The 16,689-nt window shown below is 73.6% G+C and carries 16 protein-coding genes; 8 read left to right on the top strand and 8 right to left on the bottom strand.

Translation table 11 applies throughout. The features are described from left to right. Nucleotides 1-101: 101 nt before the first annotated feature. Together ACH34S_RS21040 and ACH34S_RS21035 are read right to left on the bottom strand one after the other, a co-directional pair. Nucleotides 102-3,950: a tetratricopeptide repeat protein gene (locus ACH34S_RS21040; protein WP_395954392.1), complete on the bottom strand. Its 3,849-nt coding sequence runs from the start codon at nt 3,948-3,950 to the stop codon at nt 102-104. A gap of 4 nt (nt 3,951-3,954) precedes the next feature. Next, nucleotides 3,955-4,446 carry a hypothetical protein gene (locus ACH34S_RS21035; RefSeq protein WP_395954391.1) on the bottom strand — a complete coding sequence of 164 codons (492 nt, stop codon included), beginning with the start codon at nt 4,444-4,446 and terminating at the stop codon, nt 3,955-3,957. A gap of 180 nt (nt 4,447-4,626) precedes the next feature. Between ACH34S_RS21035 and ACH34S_RS21030 the strand changes: the two genes are divergently transcribed. After that, entirely contained in the window at nt 4,627-5,292 is a 666-nt protein-coding gene (locus tag ACH34S_RS21030; RefSeq protein ID WP_395954390.1) for an MBL fold metallo-hydrolase, read from the top strand. A 118-nt stretch (nt 5,293-5,410) separates the two neighbouring features. Continuing rightward, a complete protein-coding gene (locus tag ACH34S_RS21025; RefSeq protein ID WP_395954389.1) occupies nt 5,411-5,986 on the top strand; it encodes an AAA family ATPase in 576 nt (191 codons plus the stop codon). Between the two features lie 6 nt (nt 5,987-5,992). Here ACH34S_RS21025 and ACH34S_RS21020 read toward each other — a convergent pair whose 3' ends face one another. Then, nucleotides 5,993-6,328 carry a helix-turn-helix transcriptional regulator gene (locus ACH34S_RS21020; RefSeq protein ID WP_395954388.1) on the bottom strand — a complete coding sequence of 112 codons (336 nt, stop codon included), beginning with the start codon at nt 6,326-6,328 and terminating at the stop codon, nt 5,993-5,995. Further along, nucleotides 6,325-6,861 (bottom strand): type II toxin-antitoxin system RelE/ParE family toxin, encoded by a 537-nt coding sequence (locus ACH34S_RS21015; protein ID WP_395954387.1) that lies wholly within the window; start codon nt 6,859-6,861, stop codon nt 6,325-6,327. The genes ACH34S_RS21020 and ACH34S_RS21015 overlap by 4 nt, the downstream gene beginning before the upstream one ends. A 22-nt stretch (nt 6,862-6,883) precedes the next feature. Here ACH34S_RS21015 and ACH34S_RS21010 point away from each other — a divergent pair, with 22 nt between their 5' ends. The 4 genes from ACH34S_RS21010 to ACH34S_RS20995 all read left to right on the top strand — a co-directional run bounded on the left by ACH34S_RS21010 (nt 6,884) and on the right by ACH34S_RS20995 (nt 9,716). Further along, nucleotides 6,884-7,969 (top strand): S-(hydroxymethyl)mycothiol dehydrogenase, encoded by a 1,086-nt coding sequence (locus tag ACH34S_RS21010; protein WP_395954386.1) that lies wholly within the window; start codon nt 6,884-6,886, stop codon nt 7,967-7,969. Beyond that, the gene (locus tag ACH34S_RS21005; protein WP_395954549.1) at nt 7,966-8,598 is read left to right on the top strand and encodes an MBL fold metallo-hydrolase; all 633 of its coding nucleotides are present in this window, start codon (nt 7,966-7,968) and stop codon (nt 8,596-8,598) included. The genes ACH34S_RS21010 and ACH34S_RS21005 overlap by 4 nt, the downstream gene beginning before the upstream one ends. Before the next feature lie 135 nt (nt 8,599-8,733). Beyond that, a complete protein-coding gene (locus ACH34S_RS21000; RefSeq protein WP_131962309.1) occupies nt 8,734-9,069 on the top strand; it encodes an SPW repeat protein in 336 nt (111 codons plus the stop codon). A gap of 71 nt (nt 9,070-9,140) precedes the next feature. After that, nucleotides 9,141-9,716, top strand: a complete 576-nt coding sequence (locus ACH34S_RS20995) for a TetR/AcrR family transcriptional regulator (protein WP_395954385.1) — start codon at nt 9,141-9,143, stop codon at nt 9,714-9,716. Here ACH34S_RS20995 and ACH34S_RS20990 read toward each other — a convergent pair. Beyond that, on the bottom strand, nt 9,713-10,207 hold the full coding sequence (locus ACH34S_RS20990; RefSeq protein ID WP_395954384.1) for a winged helix-turn-helix transcriptional regulator: 495 nt from the start codon (nt 10,205-10,207) through the stop codon (nt 9,713-9,715). The two genes, ACH34S_RS20995 and ACH34S_RS20990, sit on opposite strands and share 4 nt — an antisense overlap. A 94-nt stretch (nt 10,208-10,301) precedes the next feature. Between ACH34S_RS20990 and ACH34S_RS20985 the strand changes: the two genes are divergently transcribed. After that, a complete protein-coding gene (locus ACH34S_RS20985) occupies nt 10,302-11,687 on the top strand; it encodes an MFS transporter (protein ID WP_395954383.1) in 1,386 nt (461 codons plus the stop codon). Here the strand turns inward: ACH34S_RS20985 and ACH34S_RS20980 are convergent. Both ACH34S_RS20980 and ACH34S_RS20975 read right to left on the bottom strand, forming a co-directional pair. Continuing rightward, nucleotides 11,668-13,065: a VWA domain-containing protein gene (locus ACH34S_RS20980; RefSeq protein ID WP_395954382.1), complete on the bottom strand. Its 1,398-nt coding sequence runs from the start codon at nt 13,063-13,065 to the stop codon at nt 11,668-11,670. The genes ACH34S_RS20985 and ACH34S_RS20980 overlap by 20 nt on opposite strands. 52 nt (nt 13,066-13,117) lie before the next feature. Further along, on the bottom strand, nt 13,118-13,984 hold the full coding sequence (locus ACH34S_RS20975) for an AAA family ATPase (protein WP_395954381.1): 867 nt from the start codon (nt 13,982-13,984) through the stop codon (nt 13,118-13,120). A 98-nt stretch (nt 13,985-14,082) separates the two neighbouring features. On the opposite strand from ACH34S_RS20975, the gene ACH34S_RS20970 reads away from it, so the two are divergent. Next, entirely contained in the window at nt 14,083-14,430 is a 348-nt protein-coding gene (locus ACH34S_RS20970; RefSeq protein ID WP_395954380.1) for a hypothetical protein, read from the top strand. A 4-nt stretch (nt 14,431-14,434) separates the two neighbouring features. On the opposite strand, the gene ACH34S_RS20965 is transcribed toward ACH34S_RS20970, so the two are convergent. Then, complete coding sequence (locus ACH34S_RS20965; RefSeq protein WP_395954379.1) at nt 14,435-16,621, bottom strand: acyl-CoA dehydrogenase; 2,187 nt, start codon at nt 16,619-16,621, stop codon at nt 14,435-14,437. Nucleotides 16,622-16,689: the final 68 nt, after the last annotated feature.

The raw sequence follows: 16,689 nt of genomic DNA, 5'->3' as shown, positions 1-16,689 counted from the left end.
GCGCGGTCCGTCAAGGTCCAGTGAACGCGGCGCTGCGCAGATGGACTAGGTCTTATGTCACATGTCGTAGGGCTTATGTCACACGTCTCATAGGCCCGATGTCACACATCGAGCGACCGGTCCGATTCGAGCCAGCTGTCGAGGGCGCGGACGCGGCGGACGCAGTCGTCCGCCGCGGCCCGGTCGCCGAGCGCGAGATGGGAGTCGCGGAGCAGCTCCAGCGCGCGCCGCAGGCCCCGCTGGTCGTCCATGTCGCGGCGGATGACGATTTCGGCGTTGACGTGCTCGACGGCGCGGGCGTGCTTGCCGAGCAGCTGCGACGCGCGGGCCATGGTGTGCAGCGCGTACGCCTGCTCGCGGGTGTCGCCGAGTTCGGCCGCGAGGTCGAGGGCCCGCCGCCCGGTCTCCAGGGCCTCGTCGGCGTGGCCGAGGTCGAGGTGGATCACGGCGAGGTGGACGAGCGCCGTGCCCTCGGAGTGCCGGTCGCCGACCTCGCGCAGGTAACGCAGCGCCTCCAGTTCCCGCTCCAGGGCCTCCTCGGGGCGACCGGCGCGGCGGAGCACGGCGGCGAGGGTGTCCTTGCCGACGCCGAGGCCGTACCAGTCGCCGCCGTCTTCGCGGATCTTCAGCGCCTGGCGCGCGGCGCGCTCGGCGTCCTCGGGCAGGCCGAGGTGGGAGTAGGTGCGGGCGAGGCTGCCGAGCGTCCCGGCGAGGCCGCCCTGCGCGCCGAGCTGGTGCCACAGGTCGAGGGCCTCCAGCCCGAGGACGAACGCCTCCTGGTGGCGGCTGAGGCGGCGCATGACCACCGACAGGTGCTCCAGGTCGTGGGCCTCGCCGTGCTGGTCACCGATCTCGCGGCGGATCTCCACGGCGCGCAGCAGGTGCTCGCGCGCCTCCCGGTACCGGCCGAGCCGCCAGTGGACGATCCCGATCTGCGCGAGCGCCTCCGCCTCGCCGTGCCGGTCGCTGGTGTCGCGGTGCAGGCGCAGCGCCTGCCCGCAGTAGGTGAACGCCTCGGCGAACCTGGTGGCGTCGCACATGAGCATGCCGAGCGTGGTCAGCGTACGCGCCTCGCCGTGGCGTGCCCCTAGGGCGCGGTAGGTGCGCAGAGCCTGTTCGGCGTCCTGCTGGGCCATGTCGCGCAGGCCGAGCGCGGCGTTCATGCGCGCCAGTTCCGTGAGCGCCTGCGCGGCGCCGTGCATGTCGGCGAGTTCCTGCCGGATGTAGAGGGCCTCCAGCGCGTGCGAGACCGCCTCGTGGACGTTCCCCTGCCGCCGATGGACCTGCGCGACCGTGAGCAGCGTCTCCGCCACGCCCGGCTGGTCGTCGACACGGCGCCGCACGCCCAGCGCCTTGGCGGCGTGGTCGAGGGCCTTCTCGTAGTCGGCCAGGCCCAGGTAGGCGCGGGCGAGGGTGTCGTGCCCCTTGGCGACTCCCCTGTCCCCCTGGTGTCCTCCTTCGTCGCGCAGCCGCTCGTGGATGCTCAGGGACCGGCGCGCGTGGTCGATCGCCGTCAGGTAGCGGCCCAGCGCCACGTGCACGTCGGCGAGGGTCGCGAAGGTGACGGCCTCCCCGTACCGGTCGGGCGGGTCGACGGCCCGGAACCCGCGCCGCGCGTCCTCCCCGTACCCGATGGCCTGGACGGACCCGCCCAGCTCGAAGTGCGCCATGGCCAGGTTGTGCAGCATGACGGCCGCCGCGGCCCAGTCCTCCTCGGTGCGGGCCGCGTGCAGGCCCGCCTGGTGGACGGCGATGTTGTCCTCGCTGTAGCGCCGGAACTCCTGGAAGTCGAAGAGGGCGTCGGCGAGCTCCCAGCACGTGCGGTGCAGGCCGAGCCGGGCGGCCTGGTGGACGGCGGCGACGAGGTTGCGCCGCTCGGACTCGAACCAGGCGAGCCCGGCCACGCGCTCGGCGGGCGTGGACGGGCGGCTGCGCGCCTCCCTCCGGTGCACCGCCGGGCGGGGCCGCATCGCCAGCGCCGCGCCCGCCCCGCGCGCCTCGGCGAGGTATCCGGCCAGCAGCCGCCGCTGCGCCGCCATCTGCTCGCCGTCGGAGTCCTCCCGCAGGCCGCGCTCGCGGGCGAAGTCGCGCAGCAGGTCGTGCATCCGGTACCGGCCGGGCCGGACGTCCTGGACGAGGTACGCCTGCCGCAGCCCCTCCAGGCATTCGCGGGCCTCGTCGACCGTCCGGTCCTGGAGGGCGGCGAGCGCGGCGGGGGTGAAGTCGGGGCCGGTGATGAGGCCGAGCCTGCGGAACGCCTCCCGCTGGTCGCCGCGCAGGCTGCGGTAGGCGACGTCGAACGTCGGGCTCAGCACGGCCTGCAACCCGGGCCCGGACGCGCCGTGCGAGGCGCCCTCGCTCAGCCCGGCGCCCGTGAGGCCGGGCGCGTCCTGCGCGTCCCGCTCGGCCAGCTGCCGGACGGTCGCCGCGATGGACTCGCCGGGGTTCTCGGCCAGCCGCCCCGCCATGACGCCGAGCGCGAGCGGCAGGTGGCCGCATTCGCGGGCGAGCCGCACGACGGCCTTGTGCTCGTCGCGGACGCGGGCGTCCCCAGGCCCGAGCACGTTGGAGATCAGGTCGACGGCCTCCTGCGGCGCCATCTCGCCCAGCTCGAGCGTCCGGATGTCGGCGCCTTCGAGGAGGTCGGGCAGCCGCCGCCGGCTCGTCACGACGACCAGCCCGGACGTCGCCGCGGCCAGCAGCGGCCTGATCTGCTCGGGCCGGGACGCGTTGTCGAGGATCAGCAGCATCCGCCGGTCGGCGAGCAGCGAGCGGCACTGCGCCGCGAGCTCGGCCTCCGTCCGCGGAAGCTGGTCGCCGGGCACGCCCGCCGCGCGCAGCACCTGCCCCATCGCCTCCGCCGGGGTGACGGGGCTGCGCCGCGTGCCGCGCAGGTCGGCGAACAGGACGCCGTCGGGGAACCGGTCGACGACCCGGTGCGCCCAGTGCAGCGCCAGCGTCGTCTTGCCGACCCCGGCCATCCCCTGCACGATCACGGCGCGCGGCCACTCCGACTGGCCCACCAGCAGGTCCAGCTTCCCGAGGCTGATCGCGCGGCCCGCGAAGTACGGGTTGTCGGGGGGCAGCAGGACCTCCGGCGCCCCGCCGCCCGCCAGCCGCACCGGCTCGCGCGCCGCGATCCCGGCGGCGGCCTCGGCCGCCGGCTCGCGCGCGGGCTCGTGCTCGACGGCGGGCCACTCGTCGCCCCAGGGGCTCGCGGCGCGGCGCAGCCGCTCGGTGTCGAGGACGGTCAGCGGCCGCGGCCGCTGGCCGAGGATGCCCCTGGACCGCCACAGCCGGAACCAGCGCACCAGCGTCTCGCGCGAGATCCCCGCCCAGTTCGCCAGCTCCGCCTGGCTGAGCTTCAGCGGGATCCGGGTGCCCTGCCCGGGCGCGGGCTCGCCGAACCGGTGCGCCAGCTCCAGCAGGTGGTAGGCGAGCCGCTGCGGATGGTCGGCGGCCCGGACCGCGTGCCGCCGCCCGCCGAACGTGACGCTCTCGGAGATCGCGTGCATCATCGCCTCGGCGACCTGCGGGCTCGCGGCCAGCAGGCTGCGGAACTTGCGGCGGTCGACCCGCAGCGCCGCGACGTGGTCGAGCGCGGCGACCGTGCCGCGCTGCGGGTGCCCCCACGGGCCGAGAACGCCGACGATGTCCCCGGCGCCGAACAGATCGATGATCGACTCGTCGCCGTCGCTGGAGTCGACGAACTCCTTGGCGACGGCGTTGCTCGCGGCGCGCGGCGACGCCTTGAACACCACGTACACGGCGGGCGCGACCGACCCCTGGTGGCACAGCATGCCGCCGGGCGGGATGTCGGTGCGGCGGCCCATGGCGCGCAGGGCCTGCCGGTCGGTCGGGGCCAGCCGCTCCCAGAAGCTGCCCGGCCGGACGTCCAGGCTGAACCGCGGAGCGGGGGGCATCCCCTCGGCGGGAACGTCGTCGGTCACCCGGTCACCCTCCCGTCATCGCCGCCGCCATGGTCCAGAACAGGAACAGCACCGACGTCGCCGCCGCCCATGCGACGGCCTGCCAGGACAGCTCGCCGCAGCGGTGCGCCGCCGACAGCAGCCGCCGCAGTTCCGCGTCGCGGACCCGGACGTCGAGCGCGGCCGCCGACCCGAACGGCGTCCACGGTACGCCCGGGTCGACCGGCGCGCCGGTGCGGCCGCGGACCCCGGCGAGCACCGCCAGCAGCGTCCGCCGCGACCGGATCGCGTACGAGGCCGAGACGGCGAACGACGCCGCCAGCACCGGAAGCAGCGCGAGCGCCGCCGGCCCCGGCGGGCCGGCCGCCAGCCGGGACGCGGTCCCCGCCAGCACCAGGGCGAGGAACACCGCCGCGATGGCGGAGTCCCGGCCGCAGAGCCGGACCAGCGTACAGGCGTGCCCGAGGAGGTCCTCGGGCGTCTCCTTGTCCGGTCCGGGACGGAATGCGGTAACCAACCTTCACCGTCCTCACCAGTGGACACGATCTTCCACTGACCATCATGCGGCGGCAAGACGGTAACGTCCGTCCGTGAACGCACGGTTCGGCTGCGTCTGGTGACTCATCGGCCCACCGGCCAACGCCCGGCGGACGATGATGGAAGATGGGTCACGCATCCACCCACGGGAAGGACCCCCATGACCTACACCGGGAACGTCGACGTCGGCGGCCGTCCCGACGTGCGGGAGCTGCCGGGGCTGACGGTCACGAAGGTGGCGGTCGGCCCGTACGACAACAACGCCTACATCCTGCGCTGCACCGCCACCGGCGAGCAGCTGCTCATCGACGCGGCCAACGAGGCGTCCCGCCTGCTGGAGCTGATCGGCGACGGGCCCCTCGCGCGGATCGTCACCACGCACCGCCACCAGGACCACTGGATGGCGCTGAGCGAGGTGGTGCGCGCCACGAGCGCGCCCGTCGTGGCTCATCCCCGCGACGTCGAGGCGCTGCCGGAGCCGGTCACGGAGCCGGTCGAGCAGGGCGACACGATCACCGTAGGCCGCGCGTCCCTCGACGTCATCCACCTGCGCGGCCACACGCCCGGCTCGATCGCGCTGCTGTACGACGCGGGCGGCGAGCTGGCCGACCGCCCGCACCTGTTCACCGGCGACAGCCTGTTCCCCGGCGGCGTCGGCAACACCTGGGGCGACCCGACGCGCTTCAAGCAGCTGCTCGCCGACGTCGAGGAGCGCGTGTTCGACCGGCTCCCGGACGCCACCTGGTTCTACCCCGGCCACGGCAAGGACTCGACACTCGGCCGCGAACGCCCATCGCTCCCCGAATGGCGCTCCCGCGGCTGGTGATCAAGCGGCCCTGCGATCGGGACGGAACGCCCCGGCCGGAACAAGCGCTCGTGAGCATTCGTTGCTCCAACCACATTCGGGGCCGACACGGGAGACGACCATCCACGAACTTCAAGCGGTGGACCCGGGACCCGTCCTGTGCTACCCGGCGGGCTCCCTGGTGCTCGTCGCCGGCCTACCCGGCGCCGGCAAGACGACCCTGCTCGATCGCCTCTACGGCCTGCGCGGCGACGAGACGGCCCCCGTCCCCGCGGGCGACGTCCGCGTGATCGACTCCCGCCAGGCGCGCAACTGGTGGGCGCGGATCCTGCGCCCCGTGCCCGCCCGGCTGCGGACCCCGCTGATCCACGCCACCCACGTGTGGCGCATCGCCCGCGCGATCATCGCGGGCCACGGCGTCGTCGCGCACACCCGCGGCACCTGGCCGCACATCCTGCACCTGTTCGCCTGGCTGGCCCGCCGGCGCGGCCACTGGCTGCACCTCATCCTCCTGGACGTGGACCCCCGCACGGCCCGCGCCGGCCAGGTCGCCCGCGGCCGCGTCGTCACCGCCGCCACGTTCGCCCGCCACTGCCGCCGCTGGTACCCCCTGGTCGACCGAGCCCGCAAAGGCGCCCCCCTACCCCCCGCGAAGGGCGTCACCATCCTGGACCGCGAAGCCGCCGACCGCCTCAAGACCATCCACTTCATCTGACGGACGTCAGGCGACCTTGATGACCCCGTCCTCCCACTCGATCACCAGCGAGACCCGGGCCCCCAGTGCCGCCGCATAGGCCCGGATCGCCTCCATGTTGTGGATCCTGCCGCGCTCGATCTGGGAGACGCGCGCCTGGGACACCTCCAGCCGCTTGGCGACCTCCGCCTGCGTGAGGCCCCTGGCCACCCGAAGCTCTCGCAGGTGGTACCCGAGCACGTACGCCTCGGTCGCGTACCGCGCCGCCTCGTCACGCGCCGCCCACTCCTCATCGGTGACCTCAGGCTGAGCCGCCCGCCTCTTGGCCTTCGTCTCCCGCCAACTGACGGCGTCGCCGCTCATCGCCGGCCCCCTTCCAAGTTCTCCAGATGCTCGCGATAACGCTCCTCAGCCAGCGGAATCGCCTGCTCGTACCAGCGCTTCCACTGACCGGACTTATCACCGGCCACGAGGAGGATGGCTTCGCGAATCGGATCGAAGACGAACAGAATCCGCACCTCACTCATGCCAGTGGACCCAGGTCTGAGTTCCTTGAGATTGTGAACCGCGCTCCCCTGGATACGATCCACCATCGGCCGGCCGAGGGCAGGCCCGCACTCGGCCAAGTAGTCGATCGCCTTTTCGACAAGATCAGCACTTTCCGCATCGTTCTTGGACAGATCCAAGAACCAGCTTTCGACCTCCGGGTGCAGATTGATGTCCCACGTCATGCCGCACATATAAACGTACGCTTCTATCCATCCGCTGGCAAACCGTAAAAGGATCATCACCGAGAGTCCCCTCAGGTGTCCTACGCCCGCGGCCTCGCCGTGACGGTCATGCTCGTAGGCCGTCCCGATGTGCGCGGCGACCTGCCGGATAGGGTCGTGGGACACCGAGTGGACGGGAGGCGCGAGCATGGCGCAGCAGGTACGCGGGGTCGTCGCACCGGGCAAGGGGCAGCCGGTGCGGATCGAGACGATCAACGTCCCGGATCCCGGGCCCGGGGAGGCGGTCGTCGCGGTTCAGGCGTGCGGGGTCTGCCACACCGACCTGCACTACCGCGAGGGCGGTATCAACGACGAGTTCCCGTTCCTGCTCGGGCATGAGGCCGCCGGGGTGGTCGAGTCGGTGGGCGACGGCGTGACCGAGGTGGAGCCCGGCGACTTCGTGGTCCTGAACTGGCGTGCGGTGTGCGGGCAGTGCCGCGCCTGCCTGCGCGGACGTCCCTGGTACTGCTTCAACACCCACAACGCCGCGCAGAAGATGACGCTGGAGGACGGCACCGAGCTGTCCCCCGCGCTCGGCATCGGCGCGTTCGCCGACAAGACGCTCGTCGCCGCCGGGCAGTGCACGAAGGTCGACCCCGCGGCGAAGCCGGAGGTGGCCGGGCTGCTGGGGTGCGGCGTGATGGCGGGGCTCGGCGCGGCGATCAACACGGGCGGGGTCGGGCGGGGCGACTCGGTCGCGGTCATCGGGTGCGGCGGCGTCGGCTCGGCGGCCGTGCTCGGCGCCCGGCTGGCGGGCGCGGCGACGATCATCGCGGTCGACCTGGACGAGCGGAAGCTCACCACCGCGTCCTCGCTCGGCGCGACGCACACCGTCAACGGGAAGGACAAGGACGTCGTCGAGACGGTCCGGGAGCTGACCGGCGGGTTCGGCGCGGACGTCGTCATCGACGCGGTCGGCCGTCCGGAGACCTACGAGCAGGCGTTCTACGCCCGCGACCTCGCCGGGACGGTCGTGCTCGTGGGCGTCCCGACGCCGGAGATGCGGCTCGACCTGCCGCTCCTGGACGTGTTCGGGCGCGGCGGCTCGCTGAAGTCGTCCTGGTACGGCGACTGCCTGCCCTCGCGCGACTTCCCCATGCTCATCGACCTCTACCTGCAGGGACGCCTTGATCTGGACGCGTTCGTGTCCGAGACGATCGAGCTGGACGCCGTCGAGGCCGCGTTCGAGAAGATGCACCACGGCGACGTGCTGCGCTCGGTGGTGATGCTCTGATGCCGGCCCGTGTCGACCACCTGGTGACGTCCGGGACGTTCTCGCTGGACGGCGGCACCTGGGACGTCGACAACAACGTCTGGATCGTCGGCGACGACACCGAGGCGATCGTGATCGACGCCGCGCACGACGCGGGCGCGATCGCGGCGGCGCTCGGCGGGCGGCGGCTCGTGGCGATCGTGTCCACTCACGGCCACGACGACCACATCGACGCGGCGCCCGCGCTGAGGGCGCTCACGGGCGCCCCTGTGTTGCTGCACCCGGACGACCTGATGCTGTGGAAGCAGAAGCATCCGGACGCGTCGCCCGACGGCGACCTGTCCGACGGGCAGGTGATCTCGGTGGCGGGCACGGAGTTGACCGTCCTGCACACGCCGGGCCACAGCCCTGGCGCGGTCTGTCTTCACGCGCCTGACCTGGGGATGGTCTTCTCCGGCGACACGCTGTTCAACGGCGGCCCCGGCGCGACGGGGCGCTCGTTCTCCGACTTCCCGACGATCATCGACTCGATCCGCGAAAGGCTGCTGGCGCTGCCCGGCGGCACCGAGGTGCGGACGGGCCACGGCGACTCCACCACCATCGGCGCGGAGGCCCCGCACCTGGACGAATGGATCGCCCGGGGCCACTGACCTCTGGCCTCCGGTCCCGTTGTCGTCACCTCCAGGAGGGGCTGGTCAGGCCGTCGCGATAGGTTGACCGGTCGGTCAGTCAGGGAACGATCCATTCCGAACGGAGAACGGACCCGACCCCGCGGAGGTGGCCGAATGCAGAAGTTCGCCTGGCAGGACGGGGTGGCCTTCCTGGCCGGCCTCGTCGCACTCCTGGCCCCGGAACTGTGGGGCGACAACGCAGGTCAGCAGCCGCTCATGGTGCTCGGCGCGCTGCTCGCCATGGCCGGGCTCTACGCGCTGCTCGGCAGCGCGGGCCCCACGGCCTGGACGGCGACCGCGTTCGCCCTGCTGATCTTCGTCTCGCCGTGGGCGTTCGGGTTCGACGGCTCGGACGCCGCCGCGTGGACGGCATGGATCACGGGCGGTGTCGCTACTATCGTCGGCGTGTGGGGAGCCACCCAGGCGCGCGGCGGCGAGGCCGCGGCCTGATCGAGACTCCGGGACGGTCCCGGGCGCGCACGCGCCCGGGACCGCTCGGGCGTGCGGGGGGACGGTAGCCGATGAGCGAGCGGGCGGCCGATTCCCGCACCCGCATCCTGGACGCCGCCGAGGCGCTGTTCGCCGACCGCGGCTACGAGGCCAGCTCCACCGCGCGGATCGCCGGGCACGCGAACGTCCCGAAGGGCCTGGTGTTCCACTACTTCCCGCAGAAGATCGACGTCCTGGTGGCGCTGGTCGACGAGCGGACGTTCGTCGAGGAGCTGCCGGACGGCCCGGAGGCCGCGGTCGAGGCCGTCCCCGGAGATCCGGCGGGCACGCTGTCGCGGCTGGCCCGGCGGCTGCCGCTGCACGCCTCCCCCGCGATGCGCCGCATCCTGTTCCGCGAGGCCGACACGCACAAGTCCGTCCGGGAGCGGCTCGGGCGGCTGAACTCCGAGGTGTTCCTGCGGGCGCGCCGCGCGCTGGAGCTGGCCCATCCCGGCGCCCGCGGCGACCAGGCCCGGCTGGAGGCGGCCGCCGCGACGTTCACCGCCGTCCTGATCTACCAGGAGAACCTCGCCGGGCTCACCGGCCAGCACATCGATCCCGACGCCGTCGCCGAGCTGATCGCCCGCGCCCTCGGCACCTACTCCTAGGTGCGGATCGGGTCGAGTAGGCGGTGCGGGGAGCGCAGGATCACGCTGACCGGGTCGGTGCGGCGCCGCACGCCGGGGCCGGCGTGAACCTCCAGGTCTTCCGGGGGGACGTGGCGCTCGCAGGAGGCGCATGTCCCGTCCGGTCCGATGCGGGTGCCGCAGGCGATGTGGATGAAGTAGCGGGTCGGCTCGGACGACAGGTGGTCCTCGGCCCAGCGGGCGAGCGTGTGGACGACGGGCCACAGGTCCCGCCCCATCTGCGTCAGGACGTAGTCGTGGCCCTCCTTGGCCAGCAGGCCGGTCTCGACGAGTGACTGCAGGCGCGCGGACAGCACGGCGCGCGGGACGTCCAGATGGACGTGGAAGTCGTTGAACCGGCGCACGCCGTAGAAGGCGTCGCGGACGATCAGCAATGTCCAGCGCTCGCCCACGACCTCGAGGGCGCGGGCGAGGGAGCAGTCCTGCGCCGCGTAGTCCTTGCCGAGTGCCACGCGCACCACACTACCGCCCCGGCGGTTCATTGACCGAACCTAATCGTGCTACCGTCGCCCAGGTTGGTTCAATCACTGAACTTGTGGGGTGGGGATGACGACTCTCGCGACACCGCGGTCCGCGCACCGCGTGCCCGGCTCCACCGCCGCGCTGGCCGTGCCCGCCGCCGCGACGCTGCTGGCGCTCATGAACTACACGGCGCCGATGGCCGTCCTGGCGGACACGGCGCGCGGGCTCGACGCGGGCGCGACCGCCCAGATCTGGCTCATGAGCTCGATCAGCCTCGGTCTCGCGGCGGCATTGCTGGCCGTGGGCAGCCTGGCCGACGACCACGGCCGCAAGCGGATGTTCCTGATCGGCGCCGGGGTGCTCGCGGTGTCCAGCGTCGCCTGCGCCGTCGCGCCGGACGCGGGCGTCTTCGTCGCCGGGCGGATCGTCCAGGGCGCGGCGAGCGCGGCACTGCTGGCGACCGGGCTCGGCATCGTCGCCGCGTCGTTCGAGCCCGGACCGCGCCGCGCGCACGCCACCGGGGTCTGGGGCGCGATGCTCGGCCTCGGTATCGCGCTCGGCCCGATCGCCTCCGCCGGGCTGGCCGAGGCGGGCGGCTGGCGGCTCTGGTACTGGACGGCGGCGCTCGCGTCCGTGCTGCTCGGCGCGGCGGCGCTCGTCCTGGAGGAGTCGCGCGCCGCCCGCCCGCGCGGTCTGGACCTGCCCGGCCTGGCCACGATGATCCTGGGCGTGGGCGCCCTCGTCGCCGCGATCACGTGGGGGCGGACGGGCTGGACGCGTCCGGCCGTCCTGGCCCTGTTCGCGGCGGCGGCCGTGCTGTTCACGGCGTTCACCGCGATCGAGGCGCGGCGGCGGGAGCCGATGCTCGACCTGCGGCTGTTCCGCTGCCCCGCGTTCCTGCTGTCGACCGTCGGGGCGCTCGTCACCGGGCTCGCCGTGATCGGGGTCATGAGCTATCTCGCGACGATCATGGCGCTGGTGCTGGGCCTGTCCACGGTCGCGGCGGCGCTGGTCCTGGCGATCTGGTCGGGCCTGTCGTTCGCCGCGGCGCTGCAGGCCCGGCGGCTCCCGGCCCGGCTGCCCGCCGGGCGGCTGCTCGGCGCCGGGCTCGCGCTCGGCGCGGCAGGAGAACTCGCGATGCTCGGGCTGGCCCCGGGCGGCCACTGGTGGCGGCTCGTCCCCGGCCTGGCCGTGGCCGGGATCGGCAGCGGCCTCGCCAACGCCATGCTCGCCCGGCTCGCGGTGGAGAGCGTCCCGGCCGGCCGCGCGAGCATGGGGTCCGGGGCCGGCAACACAGCCCGCTACGTCGGCGCGTCGGTGGGCGTGGCGATCGTCGGGGCCATCGCGACGGGGTCGGGCACCGGGCCGTCCGACCTGGCCCACGGGACGAACGTCGCGCTGCTCGTGTCCGCGGCCGGCGCGCTCGCGGGCGCGGTCCTCGCGGTGGCGATCACGCGAGTTCCTCGATGAACGCGGCGAGCTGGGTGAGGTTGCGGCATTCGTACATCGGGACGAGCTCGCCGTAGCGGGACGCGGCCGAGTCGCCCGTGTCCCACTGGCCGCGGGGTTCGGGGTTGAGCCAGTAGGCGTGCCGGGCGCGGCGGACCATGGAGCGCAGGACCGGCAGCGCCAGGTCGCCGTAGTTGGAGCGGGCGTCGCCGAGGATCAGCAGGGACGTCTTGGGCGTGATCGCGTCGCGGTACCTCTCGTCGAACACCTTGATGGCGTGGCCGTAGTTGGAGCGGCCGGTGATCCAGACGAGGTCGGCCTCGGCGGCGAGGCGGGTCATGGCGTCCGCGACGTCCGTGCCCGGCGCGAAGAACCGGGTGATCTCGTCGGTGGCGTCGATGAACGCGAACGCCCGGACCCTGCTGAACTGCTCCCGCAGCGCGAACGTCAGCAGCAGCGTGAAGTGCGCGAACGCCGACACCGAATCGCTGGCGTCGCACAGCACCACCAGCTCGGGCCGGTGCGGGCGGCGCGGCCGGTGGCGGGTGGTGAGCGGCACTCCGCCGGTGGCCAGGGACGCGCGGACCGTCCGGCGGAAGTCGAGGCGCCCGCGCCTGCCGTGCCGCTGCTTCTGGACGAGCCGCGCCGCGAGCCTGCGCGCCAGCGGATGCACCTCGCGGCGCAGCGCGGCCAGCTCGTCCCGGCGGGCGGCGGCGAAGTCGAGCCGTTCCAGCGGCGGCCGGACGGCGAGCCGCGCGGTGCGTTCGACGCCGGTGTCCTCGGCGATACGGCGCCGCGCCTCGCCCGCGACGAGGTCCTCGAACCGGGCGATGCGGTCGCGGAACGTCCGGCGGGCGACCCGCTCGGCCATGCCGCCGCGCTCCTGGCCGGTGAGGACGGCGTCGAGCAGCCGCGCCATGAGCGTCCCGGGCGAGAGGGCGCGCAGCACGCCGGAGGAGAACCACGACTCCTGGCCGGGGGTCCGGCCGTACTCGGCGACGGCCTGGCGGGCGAACCGGCGGAGCCCGGCGTCGTCGCCGGACAGGAGGAGGTCGGCGAGCTCGTCGCGGCGGGCCTGGACCAGCGGGTCGAGGGGCGGCGGGACGGGGCGTCCGGCGTCGTCGAGCGTCCGGGGCGGGCGGTCCGGGCCGGGCGTGCTCCCGGCGCCGTCGCCGACCGCGGCGGGGAACCACAGGTCGAAGAGCGCGTCGAAGGTCGGACGGTGCTGCGGCCGCTTGACGACCGTCGCGGCGTAGGCGGCGCGCAGCGACTCGCGGTCGAGCAGGTCGACCGCCCGCATCGCGCGGACGGCGTCCAGCCCCTCGGCGACCGACACCGGCAGCCCGGCCCGCCGCAGCTCCGCGACGAACCCCGTGTGCCGATCGACGAGCGAAGCCATCAGCGCTTTCCGTGGGGGGCGACCCCCCACACCCCCCGGTTCGCTTCGCTCATCATGACAGGCCCAGTTCCTTCGCGGCGCGCTCCTGGTCGGAGACGTGCTTGAGGACGACGCCGAGCGTCCGGGCGACGGCGGCCTCGTCCAGGTCGTCCAGGCCGAGCGCGAGCAGGGTGCGCGCCCAGTCGACGGTCTCGGCGATCGACGGGGCCTTCTTGATCTCCAGGTCGCGCAGCGTCCCGACGGTGCGGACGAGCCGCTCGGCCAGCTCCGCCTCGATCCCCGGCACCTGCGCGAGGACGATGTCGCGCTCGCGGTCCGGCGCCGGATAGTTCAGGTGCAGGTACAGGCAGCGGCGCTTGAGGGCCTCCGACAGCTCCCGCGCCGCGTTCGAGGTGATCACCACGTACGGGCGGCGGACGGCGCCGACCGTGCCCAGCTCGGGAATCGTGATCTGGTAGTCCGACAGGACCTCCAGCAGCATGCCCTCCACCTCGATGTCGGCCTTGTCCGCCTCGTCGATCAGCAGGACGGTCGGGCCGGTGCGGCGGATCGCGGCCAGCAGCGGCCGCTCCAGCAGGAACTCCTCGGAGAAGATGTCGTCGTGGGTCTCCTGCCAGGCCCGGTCTGCGGGCGCGGCCTGGATCGCCAGGAGCTGCTTCTTGTAGTTGAACTCGTAGAGGGCGCGGGCCTCGTCCAGCCCCTCGTAGCACTGGAGGCGGATCAGCTCGGCGCCGGTCGCCGTCGCGACGGCCTTGGCCAGCTCGGTCTTGCCGACCCCGGCGGGCCCCTCGACGAGCAGCGGCTTGCCGAGCGCCTGCGCGAGGTACACGGTCGTGGCGATCGACTCGTCCGCGAGGTAGCGGACCTCCGCCAGCCTGCGGGCCGCGTCGGCGGGCGAGGCGAACGTTCCGTCGGTCATCCCTTGCCCTTCTGCGGATGCTTGCTACCTGCGGGGTACTCGGTGATTCGGTCCGGGGGGTGAGGCAGCCGGGGCCCGTCCTTGCCTATAACCGAATCATGACGACTCCACGGCTGCCACGCGACGATCTGAAGGCGGCGATGGCGGCCCGGCGCGAGCTGGGCCCCGACTACGACGACGCCTTCATCGAGACGGTCGTGGACCGCATCGAGGAGAGCCTCGACGCCCGCCCGGCCCCGGCCCCGCCCAGGCTCCGGCGCCGGGCGGCGGTGGAGCGTGCTCGCGGCGACGGGGATCACAGCCTGGCCATGGCGGTGCTGTCGCTGCTGGCCGCGATCCCGCTGAGCGCCATCTCCGCCATCAACGCGGGCCTCCCCGGCCTGATGTTCGCCCTGGCCGCGATCGTTCTGATCAACGTCACGTACACGTTCCGGCCGCGAGGCTGACGGCTCACCTGCCGGGCTCGGGGTCTCTCGGGAGGCCCAGGAGGCGCTCGCCGATGATGTTGAGCTGGACCTCGGTGGTGCCGCCGTAGATCGTCATCGCGCGGGAGAACAGCATGGCGCGGGCCATGATGCCGCTCTCCGCCAGCGGCACCTCGGTGGTGGCGGCGGCGCCCTGGGCGGCCCAGCAGTGGTCGGCGACGTCCTGGTTGAACTGGACGCCGAGGAGCTTGCGGACGCTGGCCTCCGCGCCCGGCTCCACGCCGTTCAGCTGCTTGAGGGTGGTGCGCAGGCCGAGGAGGTCGATCGACTGGCCCTGCGCGACGAGCGCGCCGACGTCCGGGGCGGTGACCGCGTCGACGTCCCGGTCGCGGAGGAACGCCAGGAGCTCGGGGACGCCCATGCCGAGGCCGCCGCCCGTCGCCAGCGACACGCGCTCGTTGGACAGCGTGTTCCGCGCGACCTGCCAGCCCTGGTTCACCTCGCCGACGACGCGGTCGTCGGGGACGAACACGCCGTCGAGGAACACCTCGTTGAACAGGGCGTCGCCGGTCAGCTCGCGTAGCGGCCGGACGTCCACGCCCTCGGACCGCATGTCGACGAGGAAGTAGGTGATGCCGTCGTGCTTGGGGGCGTCGGGGTCGGTGCGGGCGACGCAGAAGCCCCATTCGGCGTGCTGGGCGAGCGACGTCCAGATCTTCTGGCCGGTGAGCCGCCAGCCGCCCTCGACGCGCTCGGCCTTCATCGACAGGGACGCCAGGTCGGAGCCGGCGCCGGGCTCGGAGAACAGCTGGCACCACACGATCCGGCCCTGGAGGGTCGGGCGGAGGAAGCGCTCCTTCTGCTCGTCCGTGCCGTACCGGACGATCGACGGGACCAGCCACGCGCCGATCCCGATGTTGGGGCCCTTGACGTTGGCCGCCTTCAGCTCCTGCTGGATGAGGATCTGCTCGACCGGTCCGGCGGCGCGGCCCCAGGGCTTGGGGAGGTGGGGAGCCGTCCAGCCCTCGTCGCCCAGTTTGCGGTGCAGTTCGTCCTTGTCGGCGATGGCGGCCAGGCCGGCGATCTCGGCGCGGATGCGTTCGCGGAGCGGCTGGGCGTCCTCGTCCAGTTCGAGGATCACCTCGCGGCGGCCGCCGTCCAGTGCCAGCGCCGCGACCTTGGCGGCCCACTCCTTGGACGGGCCGAGCAGCGCCCGCAGCGTGGAGGCGCGGCGCAGGTAGATGTGGGCGTCGTGCTCCCAGGTGAATCCGATGCCGCCGAGGATCTGGATGGCGTCGCGGGCCGTCCGGACGCCCGCGTCGGTGGCGATGACGGCGGCGACCGCGGCGGCGAATCCGGCGCCGGGGGCGTCCTCGTCCAGGGCGCGGGCGGCGTCCCAGGCGGCGGCGCGGGCCTGCTCCAGCGCGATCAGGCTGCGGGCGGCCTTGTGCTTGACGCCCTGGAACTGGCCGATCGGGCGGCCGAACTGCTCGCGGACCTTCGCGTACTCGGCGGCGGTGGCCACCAGCCAGCCGGCGAGGCCCGCGGCCTCGGCGCCGAACAGGGCCGCGGCGAGATCTCGGACGTGGGCGGTGGTGACGCCGTCCAGGACGCGGTCGGGGCCGACGGGGACGCCGTTGACCTCGACGGCGGCTACGCGGCGGGTGCGGTCGAGGCTGGCGACGGGCGTGACCGTGGTGTCGGCGGCGTCGACCGCCACCCACCGGTCGCCGTCCACGGGGAGGATCAGGACGTCGGCGAGACCGGCGCCCAGGACCGTTCCGGACGTCCCGGACACGACGAGCGCGTCGCCGTCGCGGCGGGCGGTCAGGGCGCCGTCCAGCGCGACGGCGCCGGTCTTCGTCCCGTCGGCCAGGGCGGGCAGTAGTTCGGCGCGCACCTTGGGGTTGCCCGACGCGTCGATCACGGCGCTCGCCAGGACGGTCGGCAGGAACGGTCCGGGCGCGGCGGCGCGGCCCAGTTCCTCCAGGACGATCGCCAGTTCCAGGAGGCCGTAGCCCTGGCCGCCGTGCTCCTCGTCGAGGTGCAGGCCGAGCAGGCCCTGGTCGGCCAGCGGCCGCCAGAACCCGGGCCTGCTCTCCGCATCGGCGTCCAGGGCGGTCCGGACCGCCGCCGCCGGAATGTTGCGCTCGGCGAAGCCGCGCACCGAATCGGCGAGCGCCTCGTGCTCCTCGGTCAGCCCGATGCCCATGCCTCGACACCCTCCCTCGAACCACTGTTGATTCTCATTCTAGAACAGGGTTCGGTCGAGGGGGAGGT

The organism is Actinomadura sp. 3N508 (genome assembly GCF_044326375.1).
In the GTDB taxonomy this organism is placed as follows: domain Bacteria; phylum Actinomycetota; class Actinomycetes; order Streptosporangiales; family Streptosporangiaceae; genus Spirillospora.
Note: the sequence above shows the minus strand (reverse complement) of the source record. Positions and strands in the feature narration are given on the sequence as shown.

What these genes read in the sequence shown, in the direction of transcription:
- ACH34S_RS21010 (WP_395954386.1), top strand. Translation starts at nt 6,884, where the DNA reads ATGGCGCAGCAGGTACGCGGGGTCGTCGCACCGGGCAAGGGGCAGCCG.
- ACH34S_RS20995 (WP_395954385.1), top strand. Translation starts at nt 9,141, where the DNA reads ATGAGCGAGCGGGCGGCCGATTCCCGCACCCGCATCCTGGACGCCGCC.
- ACH34S_RS21000 (WP_131962309.1), top strand. Translation starts at nt 8,734, where the DNA reads ATGCAGAAGTTCGCCTGGCAGGACGGGGTGGCCTTCCTGGCCGGCCTC.
- ACH34S_RS20965 (WP_395954379.1), bottom strand. Translation starts at nt 16,621, where the DNA reads ATGGGCATCGGGCTGACCGAGGAGCACGAGGCGCTCGCCGATTCGGTG.
- ACH34S_RS20985 (WP_395954383.1), top strand. Translation starts at nt 10,302, where the DNA reads ATGACGACTCTCGCGACACCGCGGTCCGCGCACCGCGTGCCCGGCTCC.
- ACH34S_RS21030 (WP_395954390.1), top strand. Translation starts at nt 4,627, where the DNA reads ATGACCTACACCGGGAACGTCGACGTCGGCGGCCGTCCCGACGTGCGG.
- ACH34S_RS20970 (WP_395954380.1), top strand. Translation starts at nt 14,083, where the DNA reads ATGACGACTCCACGGCTGCCACGCGACGATCTGAAGGCGGCGATGGCG.
- ACH34S_RS20980 (WP_395954382.1), bottom strand. Translation starts at nt 13,065, where the DNA reads ATGGCTTCGCTCGTCGATCGGCACACGGGGTTCGTCGCGGAGCTGCGG.
- ACH34S_RS20975 (WP_395954381.1), bottom strand. Translation starts at nt 13,984, where the DNA reads ATGACCGACGGAACGTTCGCCTCGCCCGCCGACGCGGCCCGCAGGCTG.
- ACH34S_RS21020 (WP_395954388.1), bottom strand. Translation starts at nt 6,328, where the DNA reads ATGAGCGGCGACGCCGTCAGTTGGCGGGAGACGAAGGCCAAGAGGCGG.